The 12,816-nt window shown below is 69.3% G+C and carries 12 protein-coding genes and 3 pseudogenes; 5 read left to right on the top strand and 10 right to left on the bottom strand.

The window, feature by feature from the left end; all coding sequences use genetic code 11:
- Positions 1-114 precede the first annotated feature (114 nt).
- The 3 genes from AC5WRT_RS22455 (at position 115) to AC5WRT_RS22465 (ending at position 2,149) form a co-directional block, all read left to right on the top strand.
- The gene (locus AC5WRT_RS22455) at positions 115-774 is read left to right on the top strand and encodes a hypothetical protein (RefSeq protein ID WP_496095370.1); all 660 of its coding nucleotides are present in this window, start codon (positions 115-117) and stop codon (positions 772-774) included.
- 237 nt (positions 775-1,011) lie between these two features.
- Positions 1,012-1,173: a hypothetical protein gene (locus tag AC5WRT_RS22460; protein WP_496095371.1), complete on the top strand. Its 162-nt coding sequence runs from the start codon at positions 1,012-1,014 to the stop codon at positions 1,171-1,173.
- Positions 1,174-1,456: 283 nt separating this feature from the next.
- On the top strand, positions 1,457-2,149 hold the full coding sequence (locus AC5WRT_RS22465) for a hypothetical protein (protein ID WP_496100542.1): 693 nt from the start codon (positions 1,457-1,459) through the stop codon (positions 2,147-2,149).
- An 82-nt stretch (positions 2,150-2,231) separates the two neighbouring features.
- On the opposite strand, the pseudogene AC5WRT_RS22470 reads toward AC5WRT_RS22465, so the two are convergent.
- Positions 2,232-2,372, bottom strand: a pseudogene (locus tag AC5WRT_RS22470) (sigma factor); the annotation flags it as partial.
- An 86-nt stretch (positions 2,373-2,458) separates the two neighbouring features.
- On the opposite strand from AC5WRT_RS22470, the pseudogene AC5WRT_RS22475 reads away from it, so the two are divergent.
- Positions 2,459-2,887, top strand: a pseudogene (locus AC5WRT_RS22475) (carboxymuconolactone decarboxylase family protein); the annotation flags it as partial.
- A gap of 74 nt (positions 2,888-2,961) precedes the next feature.
- A pseudogene (locus AC5WRT_RS22480) lies at positions 2,962-3,377 on the top strand (transposase family protein); the annotation flags it as partial.
- A gap of 115 nt (positions 3,378-3,492) precedes the next feature.
- Here AC5WRT_RS22480 and AC5WRT_RS22485 read toward each other — a convergent pair.
- The 9 genes from AC5WRT_RS22485 to AC5WRT_RS22525 form a co-directional block, all read right to left on the bottom strand.
- Complete coding sequence (locus AC5WRT_RS22485; RefSeq protein WP_496100543.1) at positions 3,493-5,169, bottom strand: LCP family protein; 1,677 nt, start codon at positions 5,167-5,169, stop codon at positions 3,493-3,495.
- 274 nt (positions 5,170-5,443) lie between these two features.
- Entirely contained in the window at positions 5,444-6,157 is a 714-nt protein-coding gene (locus tag AC5WRT_RS22490) for a hypothetical protein (protein WP_496100544.1), read from the bottom strand.
- A 60-nt stretch (positions 6,158-6,217) separates the two neighbouring features.
- Complete coding sequence (locus AC5WRT_RS22495) at positions 6,218-6,727, bottom strand: SigE family RNA polymerase sigma factor (protein ID WP_496095375.1); 510 nt, start codon at positions 6,725-6,727, stop codon at positions 6,218-6,220.
- 753 nt (positions 6,728-7,480) lie between these two features.
- Positions 7,481-7,930 (bottom strand): hypothetical protein, encoded by a 450-nt coding sequence (locus AC5WRT_RS22500; RefSeq protein WP_496095376.1) that lies wholly within the window; start codon positions 7,928-7,930, stop codon positions 7,481-7,483.
- A gap of 256 nt (positions 7,931-8,186) precedes the next feature.
- The gene (locus tag AC5WRT_RS22505; protein WP_496095377.1) at positions 8,187-9,932 is read right to left on the bottom strand and encodes an ABC transporter ATP-binding protein; all 1,746 of its coding nucleotides are present in this window, start codon (positions 9,930-9,932) and stop codon (positions 8,187-8,189) included.
- Complete coding sequence (locus tag AC5WRT_RS22510) at positions 9,929-10,240, bottom strand: hypothetical protein (protein ID WP_496095378.1); 312 nt, start codon at positions 10,238-10,240, stop codon at positions 9,929-9,931. Before AC5WRT_RS22510 ends, AC5WRT_RS22505 begins: the two co-directional genes overlap by 4 nt.
- 35 nt (positions 10,241-10,275) lie before the next feature.
- Positions 10,276-11,217 carry a hypothetical protein gene (locus tag AC5WRT_RS22515; protein ID WP_496095379.1) on the bottom strand — a complete coding sequence of 314 codons (942 nt, stop codon included), beginning with the start codon at positions 11,215-11,217 and terminating at the stop codon, positions 10,276-10,278.
- Positions 11,214-11,837 (bottom strand): flavoprotein, encoded by a 624-nt coding sequence (locus AC5WRT_RS22520; RefSeq protein ID WP_496100545.1) that lies wholly within the window; start codon positions 11,835-11,837, stop codon positions 11,214-11,216. Before AC5WRT_RS22520 ends, AC5WRT_RS22515 begins: the two co-directional genes overlap by 4 nt.
- Positions 11,830-12,816, bottom strand: coding sequence for an LLM class flavin-dependent oxidoreductase (locus AC5WRT_RS22525; RefSeq protein ID WP_496100546.1), 987 nt, complete (start codon positions 12,814-12,816; stop codon positions 11,830-11,832). The genes AC5WRT_RS22520 and AC5WRT_RS22525 overlap by 8 nt, the downstream gene beginning before the upstream one ends.

The raw sequence follows: 12,816 nt of genomic DNA on the forward strand, positions 1-12,816 counted from the left end.
GATCAAGCAAAGAGGGGGCGCGGGATGCTACTGACGTGTCGGAAGTGTCGGCGGCGTGAAGTTGCCTTTGACGGGATCAAAGGGCTGTGTCCGGACTGTCAGCAGGAGAGCGACTTGTCGAAGCCGCCTCAGCGCCGCGGGCGCAACGCCAAGGCGGCGTTGCTGGTCCAGTCCAAGGTGAGTCCCGGGCGGGTTTCGATGACGGGCCCACTGCTCACGGTACTGGCTGCGGCCGCGGCGGCCATCGTCAGCGAGGCCGTGCGGTTCTCCGCCGAGCGCACGCGGGCCCACCAGTGGGCCTTGGCCGCCGCTCACCACGGCTACGACCCGCAGACCTTGCACACCGCACTCCAAACGATCAACACCACGAGCATGTTGCGCTTCGTGGTCTTCATGGCAGTTCTGTACGCCTACCAGCGGTGGGCACGCGCCGGCCACGCGAACGCCATGTCGCGCACCGACATCGGGCTGGGATGGACCAGGGCCCTGCCAGGCGGCCGCGGTGTCGTCTGGACCTACGGGGCGTGGTTCCTGTCGGTTTTCGCCGCGGTCTACGTCTCCTTCGTGATCAACTCCAATCTCCGAACGCCCGGCGACTACGAGACCGCCGCGAACGTCGACGCCATCTACAGCCTGGTCCGAATAGTCCTGGCCGTCCTACTGAGCATGTTCGTCGTGCAGTTGACCCTTGGACTGAACAACCTGCTGGCGACGCCACAGACGATGGACGTGGCCGATGGGCCCATCGAGTTGCAGACCGTCGACGAGGAGTGACGTGCCACGCCTGGCCATCAGCGCCGGAGGAAGAGCGACCTGCGATGTTCCAGGTATCCACAAAGGTGCGGTCCCTGAAGGGATCCGCACCCAGCTGCAACAGCAAACGGGCATCAGTCCGCGTACCGCCCTCCGAGAGGGCGATACGCGCCTCGATATCCGTTCTGACGTTGCCTGAACATGTGGCCTTGCCACCCGGGGCCGGTGTCCGGGCCGATGCCGTGCCGAGGTGGCTGCGTGAACAGTCGCGAGCCCTGCGGGAGCGATCTGACCGACGAACGCCGGGCCCTGATCGAGCCCGTGGTCACGGCATGGATGGAAGGCCCAGGACCCCTTCGTAGCGGCCACGAGGGCCGCTGCGAGACGCGGGAGATCGTCAGCGCGCTGCTCCACCGGTGAACCGGACATGGCATGGGCCGCAGGAAGCCGAGTGCCACACTGCCCTCGAGCAGGCATCTCAACCGTTTCGGTCGAGGAATGGCGGCGAGCTGCCGATCTTCGTTGCACAGCGGTGGCATCCGACGAACACAACGGCGACGCGCGACTGAAAGGCTTTGGCCATCGCTCACCACGGAAACGGCCGCAAACGGCGGGGAAACGCTCTGCCAAGGGGGTGCCGACACGATCCGGGGGGCGATGTGTACGACTGGACAGACCAGCCGTACACATGGGGGAAATCGACATGCACAAGCGCATCGCCTCGCGTATCGCCGCGTCCGCGGCCGCCGCAGCCGTGGCGTTGGGAGCGGCCGCCTCGTTGGCGCCCGCCGCCCAGGCAGCCACCCCGGCCGCCCGGACCGCGCACTCTTCGCCCTGGCTGTCCGGCGGCGAGCTGCCGCTCGCGTCCACGTTCCGCTGGAAGGCGGAGCCGAAGACCCGTCACACCAGCACCGGGCCCTGGCAGGCGCTGTACTCCTGCGAATTCAGCTCTCCGGAACAGCTGCACGTCACCTCGGTCACGGGGATGCAGTTCCAGGGCGTGGACCGGCACGTGCAGGCAAGCCAGGCGCTCTTCCACTTCAAGGACAGCACCACCGCGCGCAAGGCGCTGGACGTCATCGGGCACGACTACGCCGGGTGCGCCGAGCACCTCAACAGCGGCCACCCGATCGACATCGACTCCGGCAGGCCGGACCACTGGACGCTGACCCGGACCGCGACCCGAGGCGACGGCGCCGCCTACCGCCTGGTCGGCCGCGACTCGGCCGGCGAGCCCGCCTCCGCTCCTGACCTGTCCCCAGACAGCCAGGAGCTCTTCGTCCAGCATGGCGCCACCATCTCCATGCTCGGCCTCTACGCCATGAACGACAAGATCGACAACGCCGGAGCCGCCTCGGTACTGCGTGCCATGACCTACCGGCTCAGCCACGCCTGACATCGGAACGGCTCTTCCGTGTCCGGTGCCGGACGGCACGGGCAGGGCACACCGGGGGTGTGACCGCCACCGGCGGTCACAGGGACAGACGCAGCCACGCCTCTTGGACCACGTCCTCCGCGTCGGCATGTGATCCCAGCATCCGGTAGGCGACGGCGCGGAGCCGGTCACGGTGGGACTCGAAGGCATCGGCGATCGGGTCCGCGGGATGGGTGCCGGCCATGTTGTTACCTCCCTGGAAGCTGCTCCGTCATAGGGATGACGCGCACAGGCGCCGCAACGTAACCCGCCGAAGGAGAGCACTCCCCCATGGAAAACCGGCTCAAGAACAAGAACACGCACAACCCCGATGTGTGCACCGCGATCCAGCACCTCCAGACGGCGATCGCCGTCGGCGGTGTCGACCCGAAGCTGCTCGTGCTCGTCCACCTGCGCGCCAGCCAGATCAACAGCTGCTCGGCGTGCGTCTACGCCAGTGTCGCCGGCGGGAAGAAGGCCGGTGACACCGACGAGCGGCTGCACAACGTCGCAGCGTGGCGCGAGGCGCCGTTCTACTCCGACGCGGAACGCGCGGCGCTGGCGCTGACCGAGGCCGCAACCCGACTGCAGGACGGTGCGCCGGGCGTCACTGACGAGATCTGGGAAGAGATCAACGCCCACTTCACCGAGGAGCAGATCGGCGCCATCCAGCTGGAGGTCGCGCTGACCAACTTCTTCAACCGGATCAACCGCACCCTACTGGACCTGCAGCGCGTCGAGCTCGGGGTCTTCAGCCAGAAGACGAGCGCGGTCCGCCTGTACGAACGACTCGGATTCCGCGCCGCAGCCGAACCACGTGCAGCCGACGGAGGCCCGTTTGTGACGAAGGCCCCGAAGCCCTCGCGACTGCACTGCACGTGAAGATCGACGACTCTCCGGCGGGCTCGCGCCGACGGGGCCGCCCGCCGGACCTGAGCGATGCCGAACTGTTGGCGCCGGCGGTGATGCGGGCCTGCGCGGGTTCGTCTCCGAGACCCGCCGACTGCGCTTCGCCCGAGTCCGTCTGGCGGCCGCGTTCCCGTACCGGCCCGGGCGGTCCGCGCACAACTAACGCCTGAGGGCCGCCAATACGCCGATCAGCAGGTTCATCCGCACTCCCGCCCACGACAGCGACCTGTGGCACGACGACACCTGGATCGTGGACTCCACCCCCGCCGAGTGCGCCCGCTCACGGCCATCAAGCCCCCGCCCGGCGAACACCTGCTCAAGCCCATCCGCCCGCTCATCGAGTCGGCTGACGGACAAGCCCGGTGCCCGCACTGCCGTGCGGGTCGTCGAGCGACCGTGCCCGGGGGACCGGAGGCCTACGGCGCAGAGTCCTTCACGTTCTTGGCAAGGGCGTACGCCTCGGTCGGGGAGGTGCTGGACGGCGGGTGGTCCTCGCTGGTGGGCATACCGTCGGCGTCCAGCCCGATGACGTCGTTGTACGGGCTGACCGTCGCGCACCTCTTGGTGTCGCCGGTCTGCTGGCGGGAGCCCTTCAGAGCCACCCGGGTGTCGACGTGCGGCGGAGCCGGCCTGCCGCCGGGGAAGGTGTCGCCGGTCCTCCAGTCGTTGCCGATGAGCAGCACGATCTGGGAACCGGTACCCTGCTCGACCGCCTCGGACGGGAGGCCGAGCGCCTTGGCGACCGCCTGGGCCTGCGCCTTCTGCCCGGCCGGGTAGGTCAGCGCGGTGGTGGTGGAGAGAGTCCCGTTGCCCGAGTCGGTCTCCTTGCTGAAGCCCTGGTCGATCAGCGCCTGGGCGATCGCCGACCCCCGGTGGTACACCCCGGTGCCGTTCTCGACGTGGACGGCGACCGAGGCGGCGGAGACCGGGCCGGCGGTCGCCGAGGGAGAGTCCTTCTTCCCGGTGGACGCGGTGAGCGACTCGTCGTCCGCGATGGTCTTGAACATCTCCTTGGCGCCCGAGCCGATCAGCGTCTCGGACCCGCCGCCCGGCAGGTCGACGTCCCGGGTCTGCATGGTGACCCAGGTGATCCGGCCGGCGGGCACCTTGTTGAGGTCGAGGGCCAGGCCGATGAGCTTGCTGACGGAGTCCAGAGTCCTGTCGACGGTCAGCGCCCTGGTCGCGGTGTCGGCTGTGCCCCACATCTTCGACGGGCTGCTCAGCGTGCCCTTGCTCTCCATCTGGTCGAGGAGGGCATTGAGGAAGATGTGCTGGGCGTCGGTCCGGCCGCGGCTGTCGCTGGAGTCACCGAAGCCGTGCCGGGTCCGCACAAACTCCAGCGCGGCATCGCCCTTCAGCGTGTGCCACCCCTCCTTCAGCTTCAGGTGGCTGTAGGGGTCGTAGACGTTCCTGTCGACGCAGACGCGCGTCCCGCCGACCGCGTTGGACATCGCCACCACGCCGGCGAAGTCGATCACCATGAAATGGTCGACGGGTATCCCGGTGAGCTGGTGCACCGCGACGACGCTGCAGCCGGGGCCGCCGTTCAGCGCCGAGTTGATCTGCGCACGGGTCTGCGCCGGCATGCTCGGGTGGCCCGGGTCGTGGCAGCCGCTCCAGCCGGTCCGCAGGTCGCGGGGGATGCTCATCACCGTGGCGTTGGACCGGTCGGCGGATATGTGGACGATCATCTCCACGTCGGCTCGTGCGCCGCCGGCCGTTCCGCAAGCGCCCCCGAGCTTGCAGTCCGCCGCGCTGTTACGGGCGTCGGATCCGATGACCAGGATGTTGATCGGGCTGCGTCCGAACCCGTCGACCTTCTCGTGCCCGGCGCCGTCCTTGCCGTTGGCGGACAGGTCGTCGGACTCGATGTTGCTGTTCAGCTTCCAGTACGCGTAGGCGGCAGTGCCGGCGCCGAGCACCAGCACGGACCCGAGCAACAGCCCGACGACCTTGAGCGCGCGCCTTCTGCCAGGCTTCTTGCTCGCACGGCGCACGGCAGCCCTGCCACCACCGACCAACTCCGCCGGGTCCGCCTTCTCGGCCCTGTTCCGGCCGGTGGCATGCCTCCGCGATCTGAGGGGCTGCGTCATGAGAACTTCCTCGTACCTTCAGGGGGGTGACGGCTGACGGAACATCCGTAAGGGGGACTCGTGGAGGGCCGGTTGGGTTGGGTGCGGCTCATTGCGAGGGAGGTCCGACCAGGGAGCCGTGCCGGCTTCGCGCCGCCCGCTCGATGTCGTTCCGCGCCTGCAGGCAGATCAGTACCGCCGGCGCGAGCGCGGGCGCGGCCAGGCAGTCGCCGAACGCCGAGGTGGTCTGCCCGCGCCGTGTTCGTCTCGGCCCGCCGCACGGCCGCTGCGGGCGTTACTGCCACTGCGAGCTGGTTGCGAGGGCTCGCAGTTGGGCCAGTGTCAGGACCGGCGTGGAAGGGGTCGAGGGGGCGTTATGGCTCGCCGCCTGCCACTCCATGATGGTGACGTAGAGTCCGTCGGGATGCAGGACGTTCACCACCACGTGCCCGGGGCCCGTTCCGGGCGGTGCCTGCCGGGACTCGATCAGGGTTCCGTCGGCCAAGGGTGCCGTGCCGGCGAAAACGTGGTCGCGGATCGCGGTGGTGGAGGTCTGCCGGGAGACGTGCACCTCGAGCAGCGACTTGCCGTGGCCGTCATGCACCCACAGCTGCCCGGACCGCCTGCCGCCGGGCGCGCTCGAATGGGACAGGCCGGGCGGCAGCAGCGAGGTCAGGGTGGCAAGGGCGCGGTCGGCGGGCAGTGTGCCGGTGAAGGTCGGCTTCGGGGTGGCGGATGCCGTGGCCGAGCCGGTTGTGGCCGTGACCGCCGGACCGGCGAGCGTGTGGCCGGCTGTTCGCCCGTCCGTCGGCAGTCCGGGAACAGCCGCCGCGCCGAGCCCGACGAGCGCGAGTACGGCTGCTCCGCCCACGCCGACGGCCGTGGCGCGGCGGCGGCGCCTGCGTCGGCCGTTGCGGACACCGGCCTGCACGAGTGACGGGGTGTTGGGCGGCTCGAAGGTCAGGAGAGTGGTGCGGAGGGCTTCGGTGAAGTCTTCTTCGATGGGCATGGCGGGTCACCGCGTTTCGGGGTCGGTGCAGAGGGCGAGGTAGGTGCCGCGGGACCGGGGTCAGAAGCTGACGAGCTCGGACAGGTCGTGCCCCAGAAGGTCCCTGATCCGGGCGAGAGCGCGCATGCTCTGGTTGCGTACCGCGCCCGGCCGGACCTGAAGGATCTCGGCGGTCTGCTCGACGCTGCGGTCCTCCCAGTAGCGCAGGAGCAGCACGGCCCGGTCCCGTGCGGAGAGCCGGCCGAGAGCGTCGAGCAACGTGACCCGCAGCGTGGCGTCGTGCTCGGTGACGGCACCGGAGTCCGGCAGGATGCCGGTGGGCCGCTCAGAGCTGCTGCGCCGGCGGCGGTAGGACAGGTAGATCCGTACGAGGACGGTGTGGGCGTAGGCCGCTGGGTCGTCTATCTGCGCGATCTTGCGCCAGGTGGCATACATGCGGCCCAGCGTGTCCTGCACCAGGTCCTCCGCGAGGTGTACATCACCGCTGGTGAGGACACACGCAGAGCGGAACAGAGGTGCGGAGCGCGCAGCGGCGAACGCCATGAATTCCTCTTCGTACCGGCGCTTCATCCGAGATCCTGTTCGTCGTCCACACTCTGAAGACGCTGTGGCAGCGGGGTTACGTCCCACCCTGAAAAGCAGAGAACCTGGCCGCCTGGGGCGAACTTCCTCTCGGCGACGTTGGCGTCGGGCCCGAGCGCTCTGACGTTCCAGTCCCGGCGATCCGCTCCACCGACGACGCCTGATGTACACGCCGGAAAACGGGTGGAGCCGTCGGAGCATGTATCCGGACCGTTCCTGGCGGAGAGGAAACACGTCGACTTGGTCCTCACCGTCAGAGCCCTTCCCGGATGCTCTGGAACAGCGGCTCCGCGCCATGAGCAACCCGAAGGTCCGGCCACCACCGGCATGGACCACATCCGTAACTTCGAGGAGACCCGCGTCTCCCGGCACGAGGGCTGGCTGGTGATCACCCTTACGGGCGAGCATACGGCTGCGTTTCCTGGGCAACCGGCGACCCGTCCCGGGGCGCGTTCCGTCCGTGGTGTTCCGGGAGGTGGGTGCCGTGGCCGAGTCCCGTGCAGGCCGCGGCACCCGTCTCGTCATGGCACGGCCGACTTCGCACCCGACCTGGTGCTCTGGGCGAGCCTCGGGGCCGGTGCCGAGGTGCGGTGCCGTCATCACCGCGATCACCGTGCGGGCGAGGCTCGTTACGGCCAGGTGTTTCCACGTGCCGAGGCGCATCGGCGGCGCCAGCGGTGATGACGGCACCGCCGGCACGGAAGCCTGCCTGCTGTGACGCGCGGACCAGAGCTGCAGAGATCAGTTGGCGGAGATGTTGGCAGTGAGGACGCGAACGGCCTCCCGGGTGCTGTCCGCGGCGAATCGGATCTCCCGTACCTCCTGGAGCGTCCTCCCGGGTTCGGGCGCGACTGGATAGGGCTCGCGCAGAGTGACGCTCAGCGTGGTGGAGTCGCCGATGGGCATCGCGAGGACCCCGCCCTCGATCTGGACGGCCCTTCGGTATCCGCTGTGCCGGCTCGTGCGGACGGATTCGACAAGGTCGAGAGGGATCGCGATCTGCACGAAGTGGGCGAAGCGCAGCACCATCTTGCCGTCGCCTACGATGTGCGGGCGAATGGACAGCGTCGCGATGACGCCGAGAACCCAGAGAGTTCCGTAGATGGAGAGCGCCAGCAGGACGATGCGCGCCACGGACCAGGGAACCAAGAACTCGACGGCGAGAATCTCCAGCGGCACGAGAAAAACCATCACCCACATAATCGGTTTGATTTTATCCCTCTTCCACAACGATCCACGTGAGCCCCTGCTCGAGAAGGCATACGGGAGGAGGCCGTAACCCTGAGCCCCCAGCCGGTTCCCCAGCTGTTGCGGACCTGGGAGAGTCACCCTGAAACAGCGACGCACGACCCACGGAGCGCTCGGTGCGGCGGGCGGGGTCGCCGCGACCCGAACCGATGGTGCCAGGGCAGGTGGGCAGACCGCTCGCGCGGTCTGCGGGGCACCGTCAGGCGGCCTGCATTCGCTGGCTGTTGACAAGGTCCCGGTAAGGAGAGCAGCGGTCCATCAGCGTCTGGTGGGTGCCGGCGTCGGTGATGCTGCCGTTCGTCAACATCACCACGTGGTCGGCATGCTGCACGGTGGACAGTCGGTGGGCCACGACCATGACGGCGCGGGTGGTCGCCAGGTCGTCGACGACCCGCCGGAATCGCTTCTCGTTGATGCTGTCCATCTGCGAGGTGGGCTCGTCCAGCAGCACGATGTCGGCATCCGCGAGCAAAGCTCGTGCCAGAGCCAGCCGCTGCCGCTGCCCACCGGACAGATCGTTCTCCCGTCCCAGCGTCGTGTCCAGTCCTTGGGGCAAGGAGGTGAGGTCCTGCAGCAGCCCGACCGCTTCCAGGGCGGTGGCCAGTTCCTGTTCGGATGCCGGTTCGGCACGGCCGAGCTGCAGGTTGTCGCGGACGGTCCCCTCCAGCAGGGTGAACTGCTGATCGACGTAGGCGACGCGGCTGCGCAATTCTTCGAGTGGCCAGTCGGTGATCGCACGGCCCAGTATGTTGATCTTTCCGTCGTCGGGGTGCATGAACCGGTCGATGAGTGTCAGACACGTCGACTTTCCGGCGCCGGACGGGCCGACAAGGGCGGTCAGACCGGTACGCGGTGCGGTGAAGGTGACACGGTCCAGAACCGGAACGCCGGTGTAGGAGAAGGAGACGTCTTCGAAGGAGACGGCCGCCGTGCCGGGGCGGGGCTGCGGCGCGCTGAGACCGGACCGGGCGCCGTCGGCCTCCTGCGCGAGGTCGAAGAATTCGTTGAAGCGGGTGCGGGCGGCAAGACCGGCCTGGAGGCGCCCGATACCGGTGGCGACGACGGTGACGGGGGAGACCAGCTGCAGGAGGTAGAGCAAGAAGGCCGCGAAACTGGGGACGGACAGATCGCCGTCGGCCATGCGGGCGCCACCGCCGATGATGACCCCGACCAGGGCGACCTGCTGGCCCAGCTGCATCACGGGGGTGATCCACATCTGCAGGCGGGCTCCGACCAGGGAGACCCCGGTGAGTTGCTGTGCGCTTTCGCCGAGTTGGCCGGCAGAGCGTCCCTCGGACCGGTATGCCTTGATGGTGGGCAGGGCCGAGAGGTAGGCGGTGAAGTGCTGGGCGAGCTCGCCCACGGCGTCCTGCTGGTCGACGACGTTGCGGCGCACGCGGATCAGCACCCAGCCGATCGCCGCACCGGCAAGGACGAAGGAACCCACGGTGATCAGGACCAGCAGCCAGTCGAGTACCGCCATGACCACGAGGGTGAAGACCACGGTGAGGGCGGCCAAGGGCAGTTGGACGACCCCGATGTCGATGACGGCGCGCAGCAGCATGGCGTCGGAGGTGACACGGGCGACCAGATTGCCCGCACCCTGGGCCCGCACCGTGCTCATGGGCAGACGCAGGCTGTGCTCCATGACGCGCTGACGCAGCTCCAGGACCATGAACTCGCCGATGCGGGAGAGCAGGTAGCTGGAGGCTGCCGAGGCGCCTGCGGATCCCAGGGCGGCTACCGCCATGAGGATCACGGGCGGGGTGATCGTTGCGTTCTGACCGAAGGAGCTGATGATGTCTCTAACGAGCAACGGTACGGCCAGCGTGCCAGTTGTGGCGACGAGGGCGAGCAGCAGCGCGGAACCGAGTTGGAGGCGGTTCCGCCGCAGCAGGTCCGCACCGATGCGGACCTGCTGCGAAGCGGCGTGAGAAGTGATCACCGAGCTACCTTCTTGGCTATTTCCACTGCGGCCGCCAGCGACAGTTCCGGCTTGGCGTCGCGCAGTGCCTTGGTGGCGCGCACCTCGTGCTTGGGGTCGACACCGGCGGCCGCCAGGACTCCCCTGGCCCACTCCGTCGTCAGGTCCTCCTCGGAGGACGGGAGGCTGCGAAGAAGGTCCAGGGCGTGCTGCAGCCCCGGCACCAGCGCGGGGTCGGCGTCGGCCAGGGCCTGCTCGAGTTGGGTGCAGGCGACCTCGACGTCGCGGATGACGGTCACGTTGCGGCGGCGGTCGAAGAAGGAAGACATGTCTACTCCTGAAGCAGGAACGGCTTGCGGTGGGTTCAGCAGGGATGGAGCGTGCTGGCCCCCTGATCGTCTATCAAGTCGGCGATGTATCGGAGATAGAGCAGGAGTTCTGGGTGCCAGCCGACGAAGGCGGCGAAGTCGTGGACGTGGGTGAGGGTCCGTAGCACCGCAGTTCGTGCCAGGGCGGGGCGGTCCGCCACCGGGCCGTAGGCGGCGAGGAAGCGGTCGCGGGCCTCGCCGAGCAGGGGGCGGGGCTTCTTCGCGGCGGTACTGATCATCTGGAACTCGGCCAGCTCGCCGAGCAGCCACCCGACGTCGATCTCACCGTGTCCGCCGGCGGTGTCCTCGCCGGCCAGGATCACGGCGCCCTCGTCGGGGGAGTCGGCCATGACGATCTGTCCGAGACCGAATGCACCGTGCAGGGTGACCGCGGCGGGACCGGGGTGCTCCACGGCGGCTCGACTCCACTGGCGTACGTCGTCCCAGCGGGAGGCGCCTAGGTGGTGCGTCATCCGCTGGTGCAGGGCGGCGGCGGCCCGCGGGCCGGTTCCGGTATCCAGCCAGGCCAGCAGCCGGGCCGGCCCCGGCACCGGGCCCGGGGCGGTACTGGGGTGGGCGTGGCGGTGGAGCGCGCGCAGTGCGTGCCCGGCATCGTTCATGGTGCGCAGCAACTGTTCGTGCTGTTGGGGAGTGGGGGTACGGGACAGCAGGCCGGCGGCGGTCATCGAGCCGGGCACCAGGTAGGTGAGAGAGCCGTCGGGGGCGGTACCGGGCACGGGAGTGGCGAACTGCACGGTGCCGTGGACAGCGGCCGCGGCCTGCCGTCGGAAAGAGGTCGTGGGCCGGCGCAGCGGGGTCGTCCGGTCGGGCCCGGGGCGACGCTGCCAGGCGTAGCGTTCCGGCGAGAGACTGCTGATCCGGGTTTTCAGGTATCCGGTACCGAACTCCTGCTGGGGGCCCGTGGCCGGGGCACTCACACCGTTTCCTTCGGCTGCTCGGGGGCGGTCATCGACCGGCGCAGGTTCTCCAGGGCGTGGAGCGCGTCGGGCAGTGTCGCCGCTGAGGGGCCGGGCTCGCCGGTGGTCAGGCTGAAGCCGGGCTTGGGCGGCACAACGACCACGTTCGGCCGCTGCGACAGTTGGTGGACGTGGCGGCGGTAGGCGGGAGATGTGTCGGCGCCCGGCGGTGGAGCTGGGGCGACGGCGATCGCCGCGGACGTGCACTCCAGCGCCAGGAGCAGAGGGGTGTCGGCGAGGCCGAGGGCGAAGCGGGCGGTGAAGTGGAAGGTGGCGGGGTGGACCAGGACGGTGTCGGCCCAGCGGGACAGCTCCACGTGCGTGGCGCTTGCGGGGTTGTCGGGCCACACGTCCTGGAGGGCGGGCCGGCCGCCGGTGACGGCTACGGCGGTGGATCCGACGAACTGGTGCGCCGACCGGGTCAAGGCGCAGCGGACTTCCAGCTGCGGGTATGCCCCGCGCAGCCAGTGCAGCCACATGGGCAGGAACATGGTGCCTATGCTGCCGGTGGCGATGTAGAGCAGGCGGCGGCCGCCGAAGACCGGTGGTGTGCCCTGCTCGGGCGTTGTGGTCTCAGACATGGGCGGCCTCGTCCACGGCCGCAAGGACGGCGGTGAGATCGCGCAGGGCGGCTCCGGGGCCTTCGGTGAGGCACACTCCGCACACGTTGAGGATGACCTCGTGCACGCCGAGGCGGTGCAGGTCGGCGAGCTGCGCCGCGATTTCCTGCGGTGTTCCGCAGACGAACACGCCGGACTTCACCAGTTGCTCGGCGCCCTGGAGCGGCTCGGCCGGATCGGCGGGCACTCCGCCCTGACGCAGCATGTCGGTGTAATGCCGGCTGGCCAGGTGCGGGCCGACTGCGGTGTACGCAGCTTGGACGGGGTCTCGGCCGGGCCGCGTCACCGCAACGTGCACGACTGAGGCGACGCGCGGCGGCGTCCGGCCGGCGGCCCGTGCGCTGGCGGACATCTCCGCAATGAGGGTGTCCCGGAGGTAAGTGGGCGGGGCAAGCCAGGTGATCGCGACATCCGCGGCCCGTCCGGCGGCACGAGCCATGGCGGGGCGCAGTACACCGAGCCCGACCTCCACCTCAGGATGGGAGAACTCCGTGAGCCCCGCACCGTCGGTGGTGAACGTCCCGGCTGTGGAATGCGGGTACTGTCCGTCCAGCAGCGCCCGTACGGTGCTGACGTACTCCCGCACGGTGCTGACCGGCCGGGTACGCGTGGCCGGGGAGACGGTGCTCTGGAATTCACTGCTGCCGGGGCCGATGCCGGCCACGTAGGGATGGCCGGAGAGGGCGGCCACGGACCGGGCGGCCACGGCTGCCTGATAAGGGTGCTGCAACGGCGAGAGGACGACGCTGGACCCGAAGGGAATGCGCAGCCCCATCCCGGCGAGCGCGGCGAATACGTGGTGGGTCTCCAGGCGCAGGGACTGGCCCATCCACAACCGGCCGCTTCCCCGCTGCTGCACCAGCCGGGCGAACGGGACGGCCGCGCCGATGTCGGAGGCCTGGATGGGGAACATCACGCTGGTCACTTGCGGAGAAGTCAT

The organism is Streptomyces sp. NTD91, from assembly GCF_059510455.1.